The 22,934-nt window shown below is 35.5% G+C and carries 20 protein-coding genes and 2 pseudogenes; 5 read left to right on the top strand and 17 right to left on the bottom strand.

Annotated features, from left to right (window positions below; all coding sequences use genetic code 11):
* Positions 1-461: 461 nt before the first annotated feature.
* The 11 genes and pseudogenes from IPI65_02145 to IPI65_02095 all read right to left on the bottom strand — a co-directional run bounded on the left by IPI65_02145 (position 462) and on the right by IPI65_02095 (position 13,396).
* A complete protein-coding gene (locus tag IPI65_02145; protein MBK7440352.1) occupies positions 462-2,036 on the bottom strand; it encodes a class A beta-lactamase-related serine hydrolase in 1,575 nt (524 codons plus the stop codon).
* A 195-nt stretch (positions 2,037-2,231) separates the two neighbouring features.
* Positions 2,232-2,946 (bottom strand): annotated as a pseudogene (locus IPI65_02140) (endonuclease/exonuclease/phosphatase family protein).
* A gap of 88 nt (positions 2,947-3,034) precedes the next feature.
* Positions 3,035-5,107 carry a VWA domain-containing protein gene (locus IPI65_02135; GenBank protein ID MBK7440351.1) on the bottom strand — a complete coding sequence of 691 codons (2,073 nt, stop codon included), beginning with the start codon at positions 5,105-5,107 and terminating at the stop codon, positions 3,035-3,037.
* A gap of 273 nt (positions 5,108-5,380) precedes the next feature.
* Positions 5,381-5,974, bottom strand: coding sequence for a hypothetical protein (locus IPI65_02130; protein ID MBK7440350.1), 594 nt, complete (start codon positions 5,972-5,974; stop codon positions 5,381-5,383).
* 1,539 nt (positions 5,975-7,513) lie between these two features.
* A pseudogene (locus tag IPI65_02125) lies at positions 7,514-8,286 on the bottom strand (hypothetical protein).
* 125 nt (positions 8,287-8,411) lie between these two features.
* Positions 8,412-9,368, bottom strand: a complete 957-nt coding sequence (locus IPI65_02120; GenBank protein ID MBK7440349.1) for a hypothetical protein — start codon at positions 9,366-9,368, stop codon at positions 8,412-8,414.
* A 23-nt stretch (positions 9,369-9,391) separates the two neighbouring features.
* On the bottom strand, positions 9,392-10,537 hold the full coding sequence (locus tag IPI65_02115; protein ID MBK7440348.1) for an erythromycin esterase family protein: 1,146 nt from the start codon (positions 10,535-10,537) through the stop codon (positions 9,392-9,394).
* Positions 10,538-10,722: 185 nt separating this feature from the next.
* Positions 10,723-11,625 carry a hypothetical protein gene (locus IPI65_02110; protein ID MBK7440347.1) on the bottom strand — a complete coding sequence of 301 codons (903 nt, stop codon included), beginning with the start codon at positions 11,623-11,625 and terminating at the stop codon, positions 10,723-10,725.
* A gap of 36 nt (positions 11,626-11,661) precedes the next feature.
* Positions 11,662-12,180 (bottom strand): 3'-5' exoribonuclease, encoded by a 519-nt coding sequence (locus IPI65_02105; protein MBK7440346.1) that lies wholly within the window; start codon positions 12,178-12,180, stop codon positions 11,662-11,664.
* A gap of 328 nt (positions 12,181-12,508) precedes the next feature.
* Positions 12,509-12,748 (bottom strand): hypothetical protein, encoded by a 240-nt coding sequence (locus IPI65_02100; GenBank protein ID MBK7440345.1) that lies wholly within the window; start codon positions 12,746-12,748, stop codon positions 12,509-12,511.
* 69 nt (positions 12,749-12,817) lie between these two features.
* Positions 12,818-13,396, bottom strand: a complete 579-nt coding sequence (locus IPI65_02095) for a sigma-70 family RNA polymerase sigma factor (GenBank protein MBK7440344.1) — start codon at positions 13,394-13,396, stop codon at positions 12,818-12,820.
* Positions 13,397-13,570: 174 nt separating this feature from the next.
* Between IPI65_02095 and uvrA the strand changes: the two genes are divergently transcribed.
* The 4 genes from uvrA (at position 13,571) to IPI65_02075 (ending at position 17,898) form a co-directional block, all read left to right on the top strand.
* Entirely contained in the window at positions 13,571-16,396 is a 2,826-nt protein-coding gene (uvrA, locus tag IPI65_02090; GenBank protein MBK7440343.1) for an excinuclease ABC subunit UvrA, read from the top strand.
* A 17-nt stretch (positions 16,397-16,413) separates the two neighbouring features.
* On the top strand, positions 16,414-16,806 hold the full coding sequence (locus IPI65_02085; GenBank protein ID MBK7440342.1) for a hypothetical protein: 393 nt from the start codon (positions 16,414-16,416) through the stop codon (positions 16,804-16,806).
* 37 nt (positions 16,807-16,843) lie between these two features.
* Positions 16,844-17,137: a hypothetical protein gene (locus IPI65_02080; protein MBK7440341.1), complete on the top strand. Its 294-nt coding sequence runs from the start codon at positions 16,844-16,846 to the stop codon at positions 17,135-17,137.
* Between the two features lie 152 nt (positions 17,138-17,289).
* Complete coding sequence (locus IPI65_02075) at positions 17,290-17,898, top strand: SRPBCC family protein (GenBank protein MBK7440340.1); 609 nt, start codon at positions 17,290-17,292, stop codon at positions 17,896-17,898.
* On the opposite strand, the gene IPI65_02070 is transcribed toward IPI65_02075, so the two are convergent.
* From IPI65_02070 to IPI65_02060, 3 genes are all read right to left on the bottom strand, one after another.
* Positions 17,824-18,882, bottom strand: coding sequence for a hypothetical protein (locus IPI65_02070; GenBank protein ID MBK7440339.1), 1,059 nt, complete (start codon positions 18,880-18,882; stop codon positions 17,824-17,826). The two genes, IPI65_02075 and IPI65_02070, sit on opposite strands and share 75 nt — an antisense overlap.
* A gap of 123 nt (positions 18,883-19,005) precedes the next feature.
* Positions 19,006-19,527 (bottom strand): ferritin, encoded by a 522-nt coding sequence (locus tag IPI65_02065; protein ID MBK7440338.1) that lies wholly within the window; start codon positions 19,525-19,527, stop codon positions 19,006-19,008.
* A gap of 70 nt (positions 19,528-19,597) precedes the next feature.
* Positions 19,598-19,768 carry a hypothetical protein gene (locus tag IPI65_02060; protein MBK7440337.1) on the bottom strand — a complete coding sequence of 57 codons (171 nt, stop codon included), beginning with the start codon at positions 19,766-19,768 and terminating at the stop codon, positions 19,598-19,600.
* A 91-nt stretch (positions 19,769-19,859) separates the two neighbouring features.
* Here IPI65_02060 and IPI65_02055 point away from each other — a divergent pair, with 91 nt between their 5' ends.
* Entirely contained in the window at positions 19,860-20,951 is a 1,092-nt protein-coding gene (locus IPI65_02055; protein ID MBK7440336.1) for a glycosyltransferase, read from the top strand.
* 6 nt (positions 20,952-20,957) lie between these two features.
* Here IPI65_02055 and murI read toward each other — a convergent pair whose 3' ends face one another.
* The 3 genes from murI to IPI65_02040 all read right to left on the bottom strand — a co-directional run bounded on the left by murI (position 20,958) and on the right by IPI65_02040 (position 22,918).
* The gene (gene murI / locus IPI65_02050) at positions 20,958-21,785 is read right to left on the bottom strand and encodes a glutamate racemase (GenBank protein MBK7440335.1); all 828 of its coding nucleotides are present in this window, start codon (positions 21,783-21,785) and stop codon (positions 20,958-20,960) included.
* Between the two features lie 67 nt (positions 21,786-21,852).
* Positions 21,853-22,353: an OmpH family outer membrane protein gene (locus IPI65_02045; protein MBK7440334.1), complete on the bottom strand. Its 501-nt coding sequence runs from the start codon at positions 22,351-22,353 to the stop codon at positions 21,853-21,855.
* 31 nt (positions 22,354-22,384) lie between these two features.
* Positions 22,385-22,918 carry an OmpH family outer membrane protein gene (locus tag IPI65_02040; GenBank protein MBK7440333.1) on the bottom strand — a complete coding sequence of 178 codons (534 nt, stop codon included), beginning with the start codon at positions 22,916-22,918 and terminating at the stop codon, positions 22,385-22,387.
* Positions 22,919-22,934 lie beyond the last annotated feature (16 nt).

The following is a 22,934-nucleotide window of genomic DNA, read 5'->3' as shown; positions in this document are numbered from 1 at the left end:
ATGTGTGGGGTTCTTGCTAAGGATGAATTGGAGGGTTGTGTGGGGTTATCGCAAAGCACGCGAAGGGCAAAGGGCGCGAAGTTTGGATGGGATGGATGTGTGGGGTTCTTGCTAAGGATGAATTGGAGGGTTGTGTGGGGTTATCGCAAAGCACGCGAAGGTTGGATGGCATGGATGTGTGGGGTTCTTGATAAGGATGAATTGGAGGGTTGTGTGGGGTTATCGCAAAGCACGCAAAGGGCAAAGGACGCGAAGGTTGGATGGGATGGATGTGTGGGGTTCTTGCTAAGGATGAATTGGAGGGTTGTGTGGGGTTCTCGCTAAGGACGCGAAGGGCAAAGAGCGCGAAGGTAGGATGGGTGTATGTGTAGATTCTTGTTAGGGATGTGAAGGAAATATGATAAAATAATTTAAAAGTGATGTGGGTGACTGCATCACTTTTTTAGTTTTATAAATAATTTTTATTCCATTTGTAATTTGTTTAATGAGTTAATTGAATCTTCATTTTCAGGGTTTAGTATTAATGATTTTTTATACATTATTATTGCTTCTTCTTTTTTGCCCGATTTTGCTAATAATTCACCGTAACTATTATAAAGATTATCATTGTTGGGGAATAAAAATATTGCGGACCGAAGTGTTTCGAATGCTAAATTTTCGTTTACAAATTCATAAAATTCATATGCCAAATCATTTAATGTATTTTCGTCTACAATAAAATTTGTGGTATCGTCTGCCATTTCGATTAATTTCGCAAACGCGTGCTCTTTATCATTTTTTTGTAAAAGCTGAGCATAAATTATTGCTCCATTTCCTTTGGCTTTTTTAGCTGAGGCCGGTTTATTATTAATAATATTTAAGGCCCCAAACATGTTATCCATTGCAGAACTACTTTGTTCATTATTGAGCCATATAATAAGTTGATTTTTAGTACTATTCGTTAACATGTTAGCTGAGCAACCGGGCATACCGCCACTACACCACACAATTTTTCCCATGGAACTATCTAAATCAATACGATTTCCGAGCCCCCAATAGAAATCACCTATTACACCAATTTCACTGCCTAAGCCATGTAGAACTATTTTTTTTCCATTGGTTTTTCGTGAAGGACTTGTGAGGAGATTTAAATTTTTTTCTTTTAACAATAAACCCCCGTATAGTGCTTTATCAAATGCGGCCAAATCGATAACCGAAGTGTATATATTCGCATCACCTTCTGATGGAAATGTTTTGTAATGTACCTTAAAATCATTTATTGCAAAAGAATCAACACGAACTGGGGTGATTGAAAATATATAAGGCAAGCCATAATTATATGCTACGTTGTTATGAACATATGCATTTTCTCCTGAGGACTTCACAAACGTGTTATGCATACCTGCCGGTTTAAAAATGTTTTTATTCATGTAGTCAGCAAATTTTTGTCCACTGGTTTTTTCAATCAAAAGAGCAAGTAAACTAAAATTCGTATTTGAATACTCCCAAGCCATGCCGGCTTCAAAGTTTTGTGGCATTTTACTTGCGTTTAGTGCTGGAATTAAGTCATTTAAAGTAAAAACAGTGTCCCTGTTCAATCGCCAAAATGGAACTAGCAACTCACCAATATCAGGCACGCCCGACGTATTCGAAAGCAAATTGTAGATTGTAACATCCGAATAAGGAAAATCAGGAAAATAGGATACAATTTTGTCTTGAATATTTAATTTCTTTTGCTCTTCTAATTTCAGCACTGCCACTGCAGTGAAAATTTTAGATACAGAGGCAATCTGAAATAAGGTGTTTTCTGTATTTTGAATTTTGTTTTGCTTATCGGCAAATCCAAATGATTTTTGGTACAACACATTTCCATTCTCCATTACCAAAACACTGCCATTTAAATCTCCATTTGCATTTATTGTTGCGAAAAATTGATCCAACTCAGCTGATTGGTTTTGCCCAAAGCCAAATGAACAAAAGAAGAATGTGCATACCATTATTAATAAAAAACATATTTGTTTTCTATTAATATCATTTTTAAATAATTTATCAGCCATAGAAAGTATTTGGTTCGTTTGTGTGGTTATAATTACCTAATTGTAATAAGCCTTATGCGTATCAGTATCAGTCTTTAAAGTAAAAATACAAAAAATATCCAGCCTTGAAACACCAATTAATTACTAAATTAATTGAAGAAATATTTTAAGGTAACCCGATTGGATATAACGAACTCTTTTGCCTGTTGCAGCAAATTAAATTTTAAATGTTACCATTAAAGGTTTGTGGTCGCTATAGCTAGTCCAGTCTGCATACTTTCCTACTTCCACTTTTTTAAGTTTGCTCATAAAATCATTTGAGGCAAAACAATAATCAATGTGGTAGGTTTTGTCGATATGTCTGTACATAAACAAGGTAGCATGTTTTTCTGAACCTTGTTTTTGCTTATAGAAGGTATGATATGTGCTGTATATTTTTTTTTCTGCAAGTTTATTTACTACTGTAGAATGATTGCCTTCGCGTTTAGGTTTATCCCAAATTGTGTTACTATTAAAATCCCCAATTAATATAGTTTTGTTATCAAGTAGTAAATGTTCGTAATAATGTATGGCCTTCCACACCTGTGTAATGTATTGCCCATTTTTTTCTCCGGGGTTATTCGCCCAAACGGCAAATAAAGTAAAATCAATTTTACCACCGGTAACTGCAATAGGTAATATATTTTTAAATGCAGGATTATGTATTTCCAGTAACTTGAGTCGATAGTTGCTGTATGAAAACACACCTAAACCTTTATGTTGATTATCACCAAACCAACAAATATCAGTCGGTACTTTGACTGCGCTATCAAATTTTAATTTATCCGGGTGTTCACATTCAGGAACCACCAAAATGTCGGGCTTATACCTAAGAATAGCATTTGCTTTTTTTTCTAAAAGCCATATTGCAATTCCAGGTTATTATTTTCATTTATGAATTTCCCAAAAATGCTTTAAATGGTTAAAAATTAGTGCTGATTTTAGGTCTCTTTACTATTTGTTAAAAGTAATTTCATAAATTAAAATTTCTGCATCACGCCAAACATTCTGGTTTCGCCAATTTGAATGTAATAAGGATATGTGCCGGCTTTTACATTTGCTCCTTCGGCATCTTTTCCATCCCATATAATTTTAAATTCCCCTGCCTGAGTAATATTTACTTCGAGAATTCGAATAAGGCGACCTTCTAAATCCATAATTACCAGTGGAACAATTCCTGCACGTGCTGAAGCATAAAAATTGATGCTGGTTTCATTTGTAAATGGATTTGGATAATTTCTAATTTGAATGCCGGAGTTATTCTGCTGCCATTCATCAATTGAAGATGTAGCACCGGTATTATCAGAAAAACTGGTAAATGGTGATATTACGCTATAACAAATACTCAAATCTGTGATGTATTGATACATACTGTCTTTTTCAGAGGTACCATCAGGTATTGTAAAATATTCAATCATTAATGCATTAATCTTGTCGATTGCCCAAAGTTTGGTTAGAAATGCATTTTGTTCAATTGTTGAATCAGTTAAATCGAACGTATATTCATAGGTAATTACCTCACCGTATTTTTCTCCTGTAAATGTTACATCAATTGTTCCGGGTACTGCATATCTGCCGGTTACTACTAATTGATGCCCTAAATATAAATTTGGTACAGGATCAGGATAAACTTCCGATACAATAGGCGGATCAAATGTCATACTGGTATTAATTAATACCGGGTTTTGAATCATCATATAAAAATCTGTTACAACTTCTAGCAAATCGCCGGCTGCAAAAAAGGTGGCAACGCCATTATTTAATGTGGCAATCTGACTAAGTAACGATTCATTCACATCCATACCGATACCAAATGTATTTATACTTAAGCCTTCGACTTCATTTGTTGTTATTAAATTATTAATGATTTCAAGAATTCCATCAGTGCTGGTTTCACCTGCTGTAGCCTGCCCGTCGGTGAGGAAAATGATTATGTTATATTCATCTTCATCTGCGGATTCAAATTGGGGAATTGCCATTTCAAATGAACCGGAAATATTTGTTGAACCACTTGCATAAAGATTGTCAATATAGTCGAGTGCCACATTCTGGGTCGCGATATTAACAGTAACATGGTCCTCAAATAAACTCACAACAGCATCATCAAAATCTATAATATTAAATTTGTCTACAGCATTCAGGTTGTTGACAATATATGTAGCCGCTTCTTTAGCCTGCCCCATTTTTTCTTCACCCATACTTCCTGACCTGTCAATTATTAATGTAAATGTTTTAGAAATAATAACGGAATCAACCGGATCAGGTTCAACAATAAATCCGAAATATCCGCGACCAAAATCATCACAATAAGTTATACTATCCGGTAAGAAATAACTAAAGCTGAATAAGCCCAATTCATCAGGATCAAGCTGATAAACATATTCATAATCGGTATCCGGGTTTTCTGATAAACGCTCCACCACAACATCCGCAGTGGTCACTGTATAGGTATTTAAAACTGCAGGATGTGATAATAAATTACTGCCAACAATTGTCCGGTCTGAAAGTACATGAATGGATAAATATTGCGTGTCAATAGCTCCGGTTTGAATTAAACTATAATTATTAGGATGCGTAAAACTCACTTCGTTGTAGGCATAATGTAACAATTGAACATAGGTAAGTTCAAATTCAATAGTTGAATCAGGATCAATCATTTGTTCCAAATCGAAATACAAGGGTGTTTCACCTAAATATAATTTGAGATTTTCATCAACTGCTGCTGCGCCACCCGGTAATGTAGTATCTTGAGGCTCCGGATTAAATACGGCAGAATACCAAATGCCACCGATTTTCCAGCGAAGACCGGTTGCAGATGCATCTTCATATAAAGGAAAGGCATATTTTACATGCACTGCAGTATCCAACTGATTGACAAATACCTGTCGGCTTTTTACAATTGCTACCTGGTTTGTAACAGTTGCATCAACATGGGAGGATTGTAATTGTAATACTGTTTTACTTTCGGCATTTACAATTAATACGGCATTTGCTTTTACAGTACTATAGAATGAAAGCAAAGCACAGATAAGCAGGATGGGTAAGGTTTTCATATAAGGTTGCTTTACCACTAAATTAAGCAATTTATTTCTTGAAAAGAAAAGCGCTTTTGGTTTTATGACAAAAAAATGAGGTTTTGGGTCAAGGTTTATTAGGCCAATAAAACATGCAAGTAGGCAGATTTAAGCTCTTATTTAATTAATTTAAACAACACCATATAAAACGTAACAGCATATAACTAAATATATGTGTTTCACATAAATATACTTAATTTGCGTATATAATACGCAAATTATTGAATAGTATGAATTTTCAATAAATGTTAATTATTTCAACAATTCATAAAAAGCCTGTTCCTTAGCCAGTTCGTGGAAATTTTTACTTTTTGGTGGTGTGTTGTTTGCATCACCTGAAGTTGTTCCGGCATAAACTAAAAAACTAAATTTATAATTTAAGTCGGGGAGAAATACTGAGCAGGTGGAATTGTAATCATTATATTCAGAAAACACAACATTGCCGGCATTTTTAAATGCGGTTTTTACTTTTTCTTTGCCAAATTTTAAAAACAGTGTTACAATTTTAAGCGAGTCCCTTGCTTTGCAATCTGCACCCAGGTTACACCCTTGCATTTCATTTAATACAGCTAGTGCTTTATCATAATCTTTTTCGCCATTATAAATCTTTGCTTTTACTAAACTGATGCGGCCTTTCATTTCAGTCCACGTTTTACCACAAGTTTTATTGTCAGCAGTTTCTGCCTGCGAAAGGTAATCAGTTGCTTTGTTGTAGTTTTTTTTATTAAGCGCCTTATTTGCTTTTGTTAAATAAGTATAAGCCTCTGGCGATGAGCATGTTGTGTTTGATTGTCCATTAACATTAACCGTAAATACAATTAGACATATAAAATAAATCAATTTCATTTAATTAAAGATACTGAAGTAATTTCTTATATAAAAATGGTTGATATTCAGCGAGGTTTGTGTTAAATGAATATTCATAGCTCCGATTGTAGTTCTCTGTTCTTTTGTCTTGATACAAAAGAACCAAAAAATCAAGGCTGCATTGAATTGCGTAAGTGCAGCTAACGACACTTCGCGAGGCGCAGACAAGGCGCTAAATAATTTTTAGTTTAATTGCATTTTGAATTTTAATGATAGCTTTTATAAGCATTGTTAATTTTTAGTTGCGCTGAGTCTGCTTAATGAGTCTTAACCTTGTTACTTTTTTGCTTCGGTGCTTGCGTGCCGTAAGCTGCACTAACGCAATTCAATGAGGCCGGGAAAACTGATTTAAAAGTTAATTTTTGATTAATTATTAAAATTGGTGGATTATGGGTGGATTGGTATTGTAGCTCCGATTGTAGTTCTCTGTTCTTTTGTCTTGATACAAAAGAACCAAAAAATCAAGGCTGCATTGATTTGCGTAAGTGCAGCTAACGGCGCTTCGCATGGGGATAGGAGCTGTTTGGTATTAATACCTCCGATTGTAGTTCTCTGTTCTTTTGTCTTGATACAAAAGAACCAAAAAATCAAGGCTGCATTGATTTGCGTAAGTGCAGCTAATGGCGCTTCGCATGGGGATAGGAGCTGTTTGGTATTAATACCTCCGAATGTAATTCTCTGTTCTTTTGTCTTGATACAAAAGAACCAAAAAATCAAGGCTGCATTGAATTGCGTAAGTGCAGCTAACGACACTTCGCGAGGCGCAGACAAGGCGCTAGGTGATTTTTAGTTAATTGGTATTTTGAAAATTATTGGTATTTATAATAATCATTGTTACTTTTTTAGTTGCGCTGAGTCTGCTTAATTATTTTTAATCATTGTTACTTTTTTGCTTCGGGGCTTACGTGTCGTAAGCTGCACTAACGAAATTCAATGAGGCCGGGAAAACTGATTTAAAAGTTAATTTTTGATTAATTATTAAAATTGGTGGATTTAGAGTGTTGGAGATTTTTTGCTCCGATTGTAGTTCTTTGTTCTTTTGTCTTGATACAAAAGAACCAAAAAATCAAGGCTGCATTGAATTGCGTAAGTGCAGCTAACGACACTTCGCGAGGCGCAGACAAGGCGCTAGGTGATTTTTAGTTAATTGGTATTTTGAAAATTATTGGTATTTATAATAATCATTGTTACTTTTTTAGTTGCGCTGAGTCTGCTTAATGATTTTAAACATTGTTACCTTTTAGCTTCGTTGCTTGCGTGCCGTAAGCTGCACTAACGCAATTCAATGAGGCCGGGTTAGCTAAATCATTATTATTATTTAGTAGCACTGAGTCTGTTTAATGATTATAATCATTGTTACTTTTTAGCTTCGGTGCTAACGTGTCGTAAGCTGCACTAACGAAATTCAATGAGGCCGGGTTAGAGATTGTGATTTAATTTTTGATGAATATTAAAAATTGGTGGATTAAGGGCTGTAAGCTGCATTTGCGAAATTCAATGAGGCCGGGGGATTTTTATTTATGATTTAGATTTTATTAATGGTTTTGATTGCAGTGCTTGGATTAAAGTGAATAGTGCTAAAGCTGCATACAATAGCGATACAACGATAGTCAAGGTGGTGTTTTTTAATATGTAGTATGAAATGAAGGGCAACACTTGTAGTGCGTGCATACCAATAAAATGCGCCACTCTTAAATCGCCCACTTTTTTGCTCCAGCCTACGATAAACATATTTGAATTATCGTTTTTTGCACCAACACTGTGGTTGAGGGTGGAGCCCATTAAAAAACCTTGAAACGAAAAAATAACAAAAATCACCAGACCTAACCGAATGGACCAGAGGTAGTATTCGGGTAAATCGGGAAAATCACTATTAAAAAAGAGCACTGCAATATATGCTGTATAGATAGTCACTAAAGTAGCAGCAATAGCCATCAGTGAATACATTGTTGCATAAAAAGGTGTGGTCAAATTAAAATGTGAGAGCTGCCCTTTATTGGCCTGAATAGCAATATAAATAATTTCGAAACCTAACAAAATTATAATAGACCAATTAAATATACTGATATTAAAATCGGACAGATAGTAACAATACCATGCCATAGCCCAAGCATATAAAAAAGTAGAAAATGCAAACTTAAACGGCTTATACCAGGCATTCACATTAAGTACTTTTGTTTTAGTGGTGCGGGTAAGCACCAAAAAAACACAATAGCTGCCACTAAACAAATTAAGCCAAAATAAAATAAGGTTGGATTACGAAGGATTAGGTTTTGTATAAAGTTGAACATTGGTTTGAAACAATGAAGTTAGGTGTTTGTTCAGAATGTACTTGCTTAATTTTATAAAATATTTAGCTGCTTAAGTATTTGAAATTTTTGGTCTCGGGGCAATTTTATTCGCAACATTTCAAAACTTAAAGCACATAACCCGCTTTGATCCACTTTTTTTTGATGGGAATATACCTATAATCTGTTCGGTCGTTAATAGGTATGTAAGTCACTTCCAGTCTGTCACAATTTTCTAAAAAATCGCCCATGCCAATTGCACTGCGCCTGTTCAGGAGATTTTCTTCATCGGCAATAGGATAAAGTTGCAATGGAATAGTTTTGCTATCCTGCCCGGGCGCTATTTTTCGATATGCCTGAGTACCATAAAGCTGCACCTTTTCTGTATAGGATAAATAACGGTCAATCATCATTGCCGCTTTAGTCAAGTCGGCCTCACCTGCTTTAGCAGCTGCAATAAATTGTGGTAATATTTTTTCCATATTCTCAGCTTTGTCGTGCTGGAAAATAAAAAACACAGCATCACCACCTTCAATTCCAACCTCACTGTATTTTGGCCATCCCGAAGTTTCAATAATTTCATTTAGTCGAAATAAATGTGCATTATGCTGTGCCATATTAAAAGTGGGTTTCTCAACTAACTTATAATTCTTTTTGAATGTACGATAACGTTGGTCTTCAATCCACATCATCCATAATTCATATCCCAAATCTAATTTTGAGATGCCGGGATTGCGTTGAGAATATTGAAGTTTTAACAACAACTCAATTTCTTTCCATTTAGTACTATCCTCCTTTAATAAATTAAAATCAGTATCAGTAATTACATCCTCACCTTTGGCGCCTTTAATAATGGCGTTTTTCAAATAAGAAAATGCCAGCTTATCATTTTTAAGCAACGCGTAATAACAGGCTGCCTGGTAGTAATTGTTTTGATGAATAGTATCAACAGCAATTTGATTTAAATAATGTTGAAGCGCGAGATTGTAATTTTCAGAAATGCGAAACAATGTTGTATCCATTAGGGTTTGACCAAATGATAACAAAGGCATAAAACAATAGCACAACAATACTGTTTTTTTCATTTTAAATATATTCATAAAAAATATTATTCATTTAAGTATTGCGGTAATAACTTTATTGGCGTAGACACTTTGGCAACAATTAAATAATCAAACTGTTTATTACGCTTGAGCTTATCATAAAATGCAGATCGTTTTTCGGGCTGTTTTACATATATTGCTCCGATTGCATTTATATAAACATTTCTTTTTAATGAATCACATTGCACTAAAACAAATGACTTATTACCAAAATTAATATCTTGAGCAATAGTTTTTTCAATAGGATTTAATGTCATGCTAACCAGTTTTCGATTGGTTAAATTTTCATAGTCGATGGCTAAAAATCCACCCTGATAAAAGTCTAAACCAATACAAGCATACCTTTCCCCATACATTGCTGACAAGTATTGCCCCATAGGTTTTCCGTCTTGTTTTTTCAGATGCCCGTTGTGTGCCCAGATAATCATTTTTGTATAATCACCGTGATTTTGATGTATCCATTTAACAAATTGCGCCATATTTTCATCGCGATAAGTATTGGTGTTAAACGTAACAGCCGACAATTTATTGAGTTGACATGTGATATAATATTGCAGTAATAAGTCAATTGTATCGGAATTTTGGACAAGTTTTGCTGAAAGATTTTTTATTTCATGCACTTTTTGTTTTGCATTTTTATTACCATCTATAATTTGAAATAATTGAGTTCCTGCTTCCGGATATTGTTTTACAATAGTGTCTTTTTGAGCATATAATTTCGAGAACTGTGCGTCCATACCATAAAAACGAACCCTGTTTTCAGGATGGTTTTGATTGTATGTTTTCAACCACACCAATAGTGATTTAAAATCTTCATGCACCCAAGGGAAAAATCGTAAGTCCAACATTAGGGAATCTAAATTTCCTTCACCTGTTTGCAAATAGTGATTCATCTTTTCGCACGCTGCAAATTCAGCTTCTAGAATAAACACCCGATAATTATTTTCCGTAACGAGCTGTTTAACAATTTCAGCTCGTATTGCAGTAAACTCAGCAGTTCCATGAGTAGATTCGCCAAGACCAACTACTGTTTTTTCATTACCCAAAGTTTGGCATAATGGTATTAAATCGGCATAATCAGCAGATGCCTGACCAAACAATACACCATTACTTATCAGGATGATCAATAAATAAATAAAGCGGATTTGCATTGGGATAAAATTAATGATTTCAGGATTAATTTCGATTTTAGAAATATATTTTACATAAGGGTAAGTCTCTATACAGCCAACGATAATATTTTAATTAACGAATAGAAAGAATAATTTATACATATCATTTAAAACAAATTGATTTACATAAAAACGTTTTTATTATCTTATTGATTACAGCCCTATTATTCAATCCAAGTTAGTTCTGAAGAAACTAAAACCCAACTACCATTCACATTTTTTAGCAAAGCCTCACCACCTTCATAAATCATTCTAAAGTCGATAATCGCATATTGCATTTCGTGGTCAAAGGTAATTGCATATGCAGTTGGATAGGAGTGCAATTGCCAATAACCACCCCAGTGACCATACCAGATTTTAATTTGATTTTCGAGAAATGTTTTACGATTTGCACTCGACTTTGTAGCAAGGGCTGGAGTCATAATTCCGCCGTTACCAAGATGCTCATGTTTGTTACCCAGAAAATTAATTAAAATGTCGCTATATTTTGTTGTAAGGTAAACAGGGCGTTTCCCATTGCAATTTATTATTGGTCTGAAGTTAACTATAGAATCAACGGGAGGTACGTTCCGCTCAAAATAAATTTTTCTTTTTGGACCATAACGATCAATAACGTTCTCTGATAATTTACCTTCAGTTCGCTTCAATAATAGATTTTGTAAAGCAGTATCTATTACATTTGATTTTATAAAATCGACAATATATTTATCTGTTTCCTGTTCACTCCAAAAAAGTTTTTCATCGAAATAAATTTTTATGGAATTCTGCACTACTAAAAATTCAACATTGTCATAAATTGAATTGCCCCACTCTGAGCCGCCGAGGCTGTCGATACTTTGGGGTTTGTAAAACGCCGTAAACACATTGTAAGTATTACGGATAGTATCGTTTAACGTTAATAATTCTTTTTCTGAAATTGGTTGAATTTCCTTATTCCAATTTAAGAAAAACTGATGTAACATTTCCGGGGATTCCTTCTTGTATGCTTTTTCAAGTAGTTTTCCGACATTTTGAGTATTACCTACATTAATAAATAAACTTAATAAAATAAAAAATAGTGTTCTCATTAATCAGGTTATTAAAGTTAATTATTATTAGAATACCTACAATCGGATTTTTAGTCCGAATTCATTTTTGAAGGTATGCAAAGCTTCAGCATTCCCCTTAGCATCATCAACCGGATGATGTGTGTGTTTGGTTTTTCTTAAGTGTTTAAAATTTTTTGACATGTCTTTTTCAAGGCCTTTAAAAATACTGCCAAGATTCTGTGAACTAAATCCAAAAGGGTTTCTACCGATAAAATGATGAAAGTACCAGCAGATAAACATCCAGTCGAATCCATTATTGTCGCTAATAAAAATTGGTTGATCTTTACAAACTAATTTAATCCAGTCTGCAAATTCCTGCATCACTTTTTGAGGTTCATCAAAGTTTAAAACATCTGCTCTTGAATGACCGGAAACAGCTAATGCTTCAGGAATATATTTTTCAGAAATGGATTTTAGTCTTCCGTAAAATGTTTTGTCAAGGTGCTCATCTACCAAAACTGCTCCAAACGAAATCATAGAAAAATCGCCCGGAATTGGTCCGTCGCTTTCTATGTCAACCATTATATATGCCATTGTAATTATTTAATAAAAGAATTAACATCAATAATAATATGTTTTGATGAATTATCGCCTGACCAGATAAGAACAACTTACATTTTTCAAATTTTCATATCTAATCAATTGTACAAATTCACTCCGAATCGCGTTAGGGGTTGTAGCGGAAACCCCCTTTGTCCGCCTCGGAAAAGGGGTTGCAGCGGAAAACCCGGCCGCGCACGAAAAGGTAATTTTCGGAGCGAGATTAAACTTTGCGCGGAAACGCCCAAATATTTTGTTTTACTTCATTAATAGGCATAAAAAAACCCCGACGCTTTGGTCAGGGTTTTTGATTTTAAATTGTTTACTGAAAGTGCTCCATCGGAGCGTTGTCTTTGCTGTATCTCATTATGTTGTCGATCACTTTTTGTGAAGGACTGACTGTAACCCGGTTGAGCTCTGATTTGGTCTCTAAAAGGTTGTCATGTAATTCTTTCAGTTCAAAATCGCTTCGGAGCGCCTCTTCTATCAAGCTGGTTTCCTCGGCGGTTGTTTCTGAATAGATGTAACGAATGAGATTGTCTTGAGTAATGTTTTTAGTCATGCAATACGTTTTAGGTTTAACCATAAAAATTAATACAGCTAAAACGGTATGGCTCAACTTATTAGTATATCAAATTGAAATATTTTTTGTTTCCATCAATTTGCGCAGGTTTATAAGGGCATAACGCATGCGACCCAGTGCTGTGTTGATGTTTACACCCGTGAGTTCGGCAATTTCGCGGAAATTCATGTCCATATAATGGCGTAAAATAACCACTTCGCGCTGCTCTTCAGGCAAATGTTCCAATATTTTGCGGATTTTGCTCGAAAACTCATTTTCAATGATTTGACCTTCTGCACCGGGCTCCGAAAATTTGAGCACGCTGAAAATATCAAACCCATCGCGGGTTGTTACTTTTGGCAAACGCTTCTCGCGGCGATAGTAGTCGATACATAAATTATGCGCCACCCGCGATAACCACGGTAAAAACTTGCTTTGTTCTGTATACTTGCCACTGCGCAGCTTATCAATTACCTTGATAAACGTTTCCTGCATGAGGTCTTCAGCAGTATAAGTGTCGCGAACAAAAAGAAAGATGTAGGTGTAAATCCTATCTTTGTGGCGATTGAGGAGTTCACCAAGAGCTGATTCGTCACCGGACAAGTACAGCTGGACCAATTGGTCATCAGGAAGAGTTCTGGACTGCATACAAATAAGGTTGTGCGTTAAACGATAAAATGAATAATAATTTTTAGCGTAGATGTTAACCTTATAGGCAGTAGTTTTGTGTTTAGTTAATGCAAATATACATTTTTTTGGGATTTCCAAACGGAATGGACAACATTTACGTTATATTTTTGAAAAAGTTTCAATAAAACACCTTTGAAAGAGAAAAAAAACCATCAGAATGGTCATTCTGACGCAATATTTATAAAAGGGGCGCGCGAACATAACCTTAAAAACATTGATGTAACAATACCGCGCAATCAGCTTGTAGTGGTTACGGGAGTAAGCGGTTCGGGCAAATCGAGCCTTACTTTTGATACTTTGTATGCCGAAGGGCAACGCCGCTATGTAGAAAGTTTGAGTTCATATGCCCGCCAATTTCTTACCCGCCTTGACAAACCTGATGTGGACTACATCAAAGGAATTGCCCCGGCTATAGCACTTGACCAAAAAGTAACTACCCGCACCACCAGGAGCACCGTAGGCACGCTGACAGAGATTTATGATTACATGCGTTTGCTGTTTGCCAGAGTGGGAAAAACCTATTCGCCGGTTTCAGGAAGGGTGGTGAAAAAAGATGAAGTGAGCGATGTGGTGGATTATGTTGGATCGCTGCCACAGGACACTAAAATTTATTTATTGGTTGAGCTGGATAGCGACAAAAAACGCAAACCGGAAGAACTGGCGCGCATTTATCAGCAAAAAGGATTTACGCGTTTTTATTGTGAAGATGTTATTGTGAAGTTGGATGATGTTATTGAAAATCCAAAAACCATCGCCCCAAATTCGAAACTGTATTTATTAATCGACCGCATTGTGGTGCAAAAGGAAATTCCTGAACACCATACTGTTGCAGTAATTAATGAAGAACTGCAACAACGTATTGCCGATTCAGTTGATATTGCATTTTATGAAGGACATGGTGCCTGTTTAATTCATGCAGAAAATATTGGCGACAGAACCTTTAGTAATAATTTTGAAGCTGACGGTGTGATTTTCGAAGTGCCGAGTCCGCATTTTTTTAATCAGAATAATCCGTATGGTGCATGTAAACGTTGTGAAGGTTTCGGAACGGTAATTGGTGTTGACCACGACCTTGTTTTTCCGGATAAAAATTTATCTGTTTATCAAGGCGCTGTTGCTTGTTGGAAAGGTGAAAAAATGAAAGCCTGGCTCGATGAACTAATTAAAGTTGCCGGTAAATTTCAATTCCCGATTCATAAACCGATTCATCAACTGAGTAAAGAACAATATAAATTGTTGTGGACAGGGAATGAATATTTTTCGGGGTTAGATGATTTTTTTAAGATGCTGGAAGAAAATGCGTATAAAATTCAATATCGCGTTATGCTTGCCAGATACAGAGGCAAAACGCTTTGTCCGGAATGTTTAGGCTCACGTATTAGAAATGATGCCAATTATGTGAAAATAGATGATAAATCGATTTCCGATTTAATTGATATGCCGGTTGAAGATCTCGCCATATTTATTCGTGATATTAAACTGGATGCATTTCAAACTAAAGTTGCTTCGCGCATTTTATTGGAAATAAATAATCGTTTAGGTTATATGCTCGATTTAGGTTTGGGCTATTTAACACTGAACAGAAAAAGTAATACCCTGAGCGGCGGTGAAACACAACGTATTAATTTAACGCGTACGCTTGGCAGTAATTTAACTTCATCACTTTACATTTTGGATGAACCAAGTGTGGGTTTACATCCGCGGGATACTGAACGTTTAGTAAAAGTATTAAAAAGTTTACGCGATTTAGGTAATACGGTTGTTGTGGTTGAACATGAGGAAGAGGTAATTAAAAGTGCCGATCATATTATTGATATTGGTCCGGAAGCGGGCATTCACGGTGGCAAGGTGATAAGCAGTGGTGATTTCAAACATATTTTTAATGATAAAAATAGTTTAACAGGAAATTATTTATCGGAGGCAAGAAGTATTCCCGTGCCAAAACATCGCAGAAAGTCGGCTAATAAAATTAAAATTAAGCAGGCGCGGATGCATAATTTAAAAAATATTGATGTTACTATTCCGCTGCATAGTTTAGTTGCGGTTTCAGGCGTTAGTGGTTCGGGAAAAACAACATTGATAAAACATATTCTGCATCCCGAATTAATGAAGATGCTGGATGATACCAGTGATACTGCTTATATATCAAAAGTGCTGGAAGGTGATTTACGCAGCATCACGCAATTAGAATTAGTAGATCAGGATCCGATAGGAAAATCGAGTCGCTCCAACCCGGTTACTTATGTAAAAGCATACGATGAAATTCGCGAATTATATGCGCGTCAGCCCTTATCGAAAATGCGTGGATACAAAGCAGGATTTTTTAGTTTTAACGTAGATGGCGGTCGCTGTGAAACTTGTAAAGGTGAAGGTGAAATAATAGTGGAGATGCAGTTTTTGGCAGATGTACATTTAACCTGTGAAGAATGTAACGGCAAACGATTTAAGGAAGAGATTCTGGAAGTTAATTACAAAGAAAAAAACATTGCTGATTTACTTGGATTAAGTGTTGAAGAAGCACTGGAATTTTTAAAAGATGAAAAAGAAATTATACATAAATTACAACCACTTTTTGATGTTGGATTGGGTTATGTAAAACTAGGACAAAGCAGCAGTACCTTATCCGGTGGAGAAGCACAGCGTGTAAAGCTGGCAAGTTTTTTAGGAAAAGGAAGAAGTCGCGAACACATTTTATTTATTTTTGATGAACCTACAACCGGTTTACATTTTCATGATATCAATAAATTATTATCCGCATTTCACGCGTTAATTGAATGTGGTCACAGCATAATTGTTATTGAACATAATATCGAAGTATTAAAATGTGCCGATTATATAATTGACCTGGGCCCTGAGGGTGGAGAAAAAGGTGGTAACCTGGTATATGAAGGTATACCTGAAGGATTAATTAAGGTGAAAGAAAGTTATACAGGCAGGTATTTGAAAGGGAAGTTTTAAAAGTAAAAAAATATTATATGTGGAAATTACTTCCGGTTTTATTTGGTTTGTTTTTTTTAAGTGCATGCGAATATATTCGTCCTGATAATTCAGTATCTGCCGAACAAGTACAGGCTGAAGAAGAACGACCAACCATTTTTGTATATGTAACCGGGACCGTTGAAGCGGATCGTATGAATTGTGCTATTCAAAATATGGCATATGCAACAGCTTATAAAAATATTGATGTAACCATATATTATTTTTCTTCAACTAAAGAATTAATTCGCGCAGAACAACATCTATTGGATGTGACTGCGGCACCATCGGCAGTAACACCATATTTATTAGCTATAAATCAGCCGCCGATGAATTTCAGTTCCATTTATATTTCGGTAAAAAATGCTGAGCCGGTGTCAGCGCAACCATGATTATTTTAAACATGGTGTTTTAATTAATTTTCATTAAATGAAATTTAATGCATTTGTTTTAAATTGGATTTCTACAAGCACATATATTGCCATTCCGGCTTTTATTTTTTCAAACTTATTTTTCAATAAATTACTAGAAGATATATCTGTTGTTGACGAATATGGATTTCCATTTTGTTTTTATCGGCAGTTTAAGGGAGATATGAGCGAGCAACATGGATTTGATGGGGTAAACCTTTTTTACGACATCCTGATTGTTTGGATTACAGTAGCACTTATTACCCTTACCATCAATCTTTTAAGAAAGAAAATCCCATCAAAAATGAGTTAATTAAATAGGGTATGTCGTTAACCAATATTAGCAGCGTTTATTGAAGCGGGTCTGGTTTTATTGTAATTATAATCACCAATTCCACTTGGTTTAAACAGGCACATTTTATAACAACACAAATAATAGCTACTTTTATCGCCATCAAACAAGTTATGGTAGGAACTATTTTACTTTCAATAGCCGGATTTTTTGCCCTTATTATCATTATAGGGCTTTTTATACCTTCTAAATACAGTTTTAGTCGCACCACAACCATTGATGCAGATAAACGCAAGGTATTTAACACAATAGATGATCTTACTACCTGGAAACAGTGGAGTGCCTGGAGTCCGGAAAAGGACCACCGTATAGCTATTTCCTATGGTGAAAAAACTGCAGGAACCGGCGCACAAATGTTTTGGAAGGGTGGCACTATGGGCAAAGGCGAGATGCAAATAACTTCGACCGACCCATATCAAACCATTAACTTAAATGCCATTTTTAACAAAGGCGTATTCAAAATGGAGTTTACATTTAAAATTGAATCGATAAATGAAAAATCGGTTGATGTAAGCTGGATTGTAGCCGGAAAAACCAAACGCGGTGGTTTTGCAAAATTATTAGGCCGGTTTTTACCCAAAATGATGGGCAAGGATATGGAAACTGCCCTTAAAATATTAAAACACCTTTTGCGAAGGCAATTTAGCCTAACTGCTTGCAGCCTTTCGTCTGAATCCACCTCGTACCTGTTCACCAATTTGTTTAAACGATTGAAAGTTTAACGGGAACTCCAGCACTACATGCAGGAAGCTCAGGAAATACAAACACATTAATCCAACTTCATAATTTACCAGGTATAGTGCAACAGCAGTTACCCATAAAACAAAAATGGTAACTAACCACATGCGCGGAACTTCATGCCATTTTATAATAGATGTTTTAGAGAACCAGTTTAAATAATGATAAGTATAGGCGTAGGCAATAAATCGTGTAATTAAAATTCCTGCCGATGAATTGTATATCATATCGGTTGAAGGATTTTCAACGTGCATGAAAGTTTCAAAAATGGATTTATTGAGCGAAAAAAATGAAACATCGTAGCTGTTTTTTGCATACTCGCTTATTTGGTAATTAGCGCCGCCGGGGGCAATCAGGAAAAAACTTACTGCACATCCAAAAAATACCAGAATGGATAAATACCCTGATGTACTTTTACTTTTTAACGCGCCGACAAGAATAAATGCACCGGTGAAAATAAATACGTGAATAAGCGTAGGCAAAAACAATGCAAATAAAACATCAACAAAATGGTTGGACCGCAATAAAATTGCAATTATAAAAATGATGACAAATGATACAATGCGACTGATGGTATCTTTAATCAGCACCATTACCAAGGCAAATGCAAACCCCATAAAAATGAGTGCCGTTGCGGGGTTTTCATTGTATAAAAAACTAAAGAAATTTCTTAAACCCGGTGTCAAAATCAGGTTGCCCTGCATGTCGGTTGGCCCTAAATTAGAATATAAATAACTGAATATTGCAGGTATGGCAATCAATAACGTAATGATTACCAATGGAATATAATCTCTTTTTTTCGGGCTGAAATACTGGCGTTTATGCAGCCATGAAATTTCTGTTAAATAATGTAGCGGACCTAATACGGCGTAAGAAAATAAAAACAATTCGAAGGGCAAAATAAATGCTGCAATTGCAGAAACTATCATTAAGCCAATATTGAGGTAGTTTACCTGTGCTGTACTCATTCAGCAAATGTACTACATTCTGACTATACACAAAATGACAAAATAAATGGCAATTTAAATGACAATTTAAAGCCGCAAAACACAGGTGTATTTTGCGGCTTTCAGCTTTATAAAAAAGTTAGCTTATTCGGGTTTAGCACCACCAGCAGCGGCTGGTTTAGCGGAAGCCAGTTCGCGGTCGATCCAGTATAAACCTCTTGAATCGTCGGGTCCGAGTAAATTAATTTTATCGAGAATTGTTCTGAATAATTTTTCTTCTTCATGCTGTTCGGCAACATACCATTGTAAAAAGTTGTAAGAAGAATGGTCTTTTTCGCCCATACATAAATCTACCAGATTATTTATCGATTTGGTAACAGCAAGTTCATGTTCCAAAACGGATTCAAACAATTCTTTTAAATTTTTAAACTTTAACGGAGGTTGTTTGATATTCGGTGCAAGTGCATGTCCGCCTGCATCATTAATATAGGTAAACAATTTCATCATGTGCATTCTTTCCTCATCGGCATGACCGTATAAAAAGCCTGCACATCCCTCTAATCCTTTAGAATCGCACCATGATGCAGCTGATAAATAATAATTGGAAGCATATGCCTCCATTTCTACCTGTTTATTTAACGCGGTTTCAACTTTTTTCGTAAGCATAAATGTAAAATTTGTATGCAATGTTAAACATTACCACACAATTGTAGTTCGAAAAAAACAATATTTATAATTATTCTAAACTGGAAGCGGATGCTGTTTCCGTATCAGCATCATCATTTTGTTCGGTATTGGAGCCGAATTTAGGGCAATCACAATTGCCTCCACCATTAAAAATGCCACAAGATCCTAACAAAAGCATTGCAATTGCGAGAAGAGGAAGTATTTTTTTGCTGATTTTCATAGCTTTGCGGCTCTAAATGTAAGCAATATTTTAGAGTTAGATAGTAAAACGCTGTATTTCAAATCAAATTGCCTTGCCCGAACAAAAAAAATTGACCATACTAATAGCGCCGCTGGACTGGGGTTTAGGCCATGCTACTCGATGTATTCCGCTCATTAAAGCTTGTAAGGATGCCGGTCACCACGTTTTAATGGCTTCTTCGGGCCGTTCGCTGGAACTGTTAAAAAAGGAGTTTCCGACATTAACGGCAATTGAAATTCCTTCGTACAACATCTATTATCAGAAAAAGGGCAGTTTTATCATTAAAATTATTGGTCAGCTTGGGAAAGTTTTTCGTGGAATCAGACGAGAACACCGAATTACAGCTGATTTGGTAAAACAATATCATATTGACCTGATAATTTCAGATAACCGTTATGGTATTTATCATTCAAGCGTGCAAAGTATCATCATTACCCATCAAATGATGGTTAAAGTTCCTGCATTTCGAATTGCCGAACCTTTTGTTTATTTATGGCTGCAGTGGCAACATCGCAATTTCAACACAGTTTGGATACCGGATACGGCATCAGAAAATAATATTTCGGGTGACCTTTCACATAAATACCGGGTTCCAAAACACGCACGATTTATTGGTATTTTAACTAGGTTCAGAAAACCCGAAATTACTGTTCCTGCTACAAATAATATTCTGGCCATTATTTCAGGACCGGAACCGCAACGTACTATTTTTGAAGATAAAATAATTGAGCAGGCAAAAAATATTAAACAACAATTTATATTGGTGCGCGGCATTTCTGAAATTGAACAGGATGAAAAAATTGCCGATAATATCCGATTAATTTCTCACCTTCCCGGAGAAGCATTGTTTCAATTAATTACACAATCGGAAATTATAATTTCACGTGGTGGGTACAGCACCTTGATGGATCTTGCATTGCTGAACAAAAAATGTATTTTTATTCCAACACCCGGACAAACCGAGCAGGAATATTTGGTTAAAGAATTACATCAAAAAAACATGGTGTATGGCAGCACGCAGGATAAATTTAATCTGGAAACAGCACTACAAAATTTATCAAGCCGGTCAGGATTTTTAATTGAATCGGATGAAATGGCGTTTCAACCATTTTTAGACGAGGCAATTAACAAGGCCTCAGGAAGCAGGCAGCATCAGAATTAATTCAATTTACAAATGTAAATGTTTTGATTGCACTTCCTTTCCAAAAAAAATGGCTGCGTGTTCGTTAAAGGTTTCAACTGCATCTGTAGTATAAAATTCCAGCTTGCCGTTTTTACTGCAATTAGCATCCATTTCAGGATGGCGTTGTAAATAATTCATTAAACTTGCAGCAACAATTTCTCCCTGTGCAATTACTTTAATATGATTCGGCAGATACTGTTTTATTTTAGGCATTAATAATGGATAATGTGTACATCCTAAAATAATGGTATCAATTGCATCCGATTTTTTTAATAAACGTTCTATATGTTGTTTGATAAAATAATCGGCACCTGGTTTATCAAATTCATTGTATTCAACCATGGGCACCCACATCGGACAAGCTTCCTGAATTACTTTAATGGTTGGATAAAATTTTTCTATCTCCAAAACATAACTTCCCGAATTAACAGTACCAGAAGTTGCAAAAATTCCCACTGTATTTGATTCGGTTAATTTTCCAACCACTTCAGAAGTTGGCCTGATGACACCTAATACTCTTCGCTGCGCGTCAATTCGCTGCAGGTCGTGTTGTTGTATGGTTCTTAAAGCTTTCGCAGAAGCTGTGTTGCAGGCGAGTATTACCAGTCTGCAACCTTTTGCAAATAATTGCTCAACACATTCCAATGTATATTCATAAACCGTTTCAAACGAGCGATTTCCATATGGGGCACGGGCATTATCTCCCAAATAAATAAAATCGTATTCCGGCATATTGCGCACAAATTCTTTGAGGACGGTTAACCCACCATATCCTGAATCAAATACGCCAATTGGAAATTGCTGTTGTGTCATGTACAAAACAAAGGTATAAAAAAAGCGCCCTTGAGAGGCGCCTGTATATTTTAAAATTAGTTTAATATTATTGGATGCCCAATTTCTTTTTCATCATTGGCATAATATCAACCGCATCGGCACCGGTGTATAACATTGCGGAGCCGTCGAGTATGGTGGTAAATTTATTTTCCTCACCAACCTGTTTGATTTTTGCTTTGATATCCTCTAAAATCGGATTGTACAATTCCTCTTTCTTTTTTGCGAGGTCTTCATTTGATTTTTTCTCAAAGTCGCTGATACGAATTTGTAAATTGCCTAAATCTGTTTCTACTGATTCGCGTTTAACTTCACTCCAGGTAGCAGCATTGTTTTGGTAATCGGCCAATTTCGATTGGTATTCCATAACATAAGCAGCATAAATCTTTTGCATTTCTTCTGCATATTTATTGAGTGTGGAATCAGCCTGTTTTACCTGTTTCATTTGCGACAGTAATTCATCGGTATTCAGGTAACCGATTTTTTGAGCGTTTGCACTAATGGCTGTAAAACAAATTAATGCGCTGATAAATAAAATTTTAATCTTCATAGTTATGCTATATGGTTTAATCAAAAATAAATTAATTGTTTCCGGCTGCTTTAGGTGTATAACCTAAACGTTTAATAATTTCATCGCTTTTATCATTTTCAGGATTTGCGAATAATATTGTGGTGCTGCTCGATTTGTCGAAAATAAAATCGTATCCGCGTTCTTTAGCATATTTTTCAATAGCCTCATAAACTTTATCCTGAATAGGTTTCACTAATTCCTGGCGTTTTTTAAATAATTCGCCTTCATAACCGAATTTCGCCTTTTGGTATTCCTTCATTGCTTTTTCTTTAGCTTCTATTTCAGCAATTTTGGCTTTTTTCTGTTCTTCGGTTAATAAATATTGTTCGTTTTGGAAATTGCGATAGAGTTCATCAATTTCCTTTTGTTTTTTATCGGCTTCGGTTCTCCACTCAGCAGTAATTTTATCAATTTGTTCCTGAGCGGCTTTATATTCAGGGATATTTTCGAGAATATAATCCGTGTTTACATAGGCAAAACGTTGAGCGTTTGCGGTAATAGCGGTGGCAATTATTACAATTGCAATCAGTAAGCTTTTTTTCATGTTACGCAGTTTTTTA

The sequence above is a fragment of the Bacteroidota bacterium genome (genome assembly GCA_016706255.1).
Lineage (GTDB): Bacteria > Bacteroidota > Bacteroidia > Chitinophagales > BACL12 > UBA7236.
The sequence above is the reverse complement of the archived record's forward strand: the minus strand, read 5'-3'. Positions and strand labels throughout refer to the sequence as shown.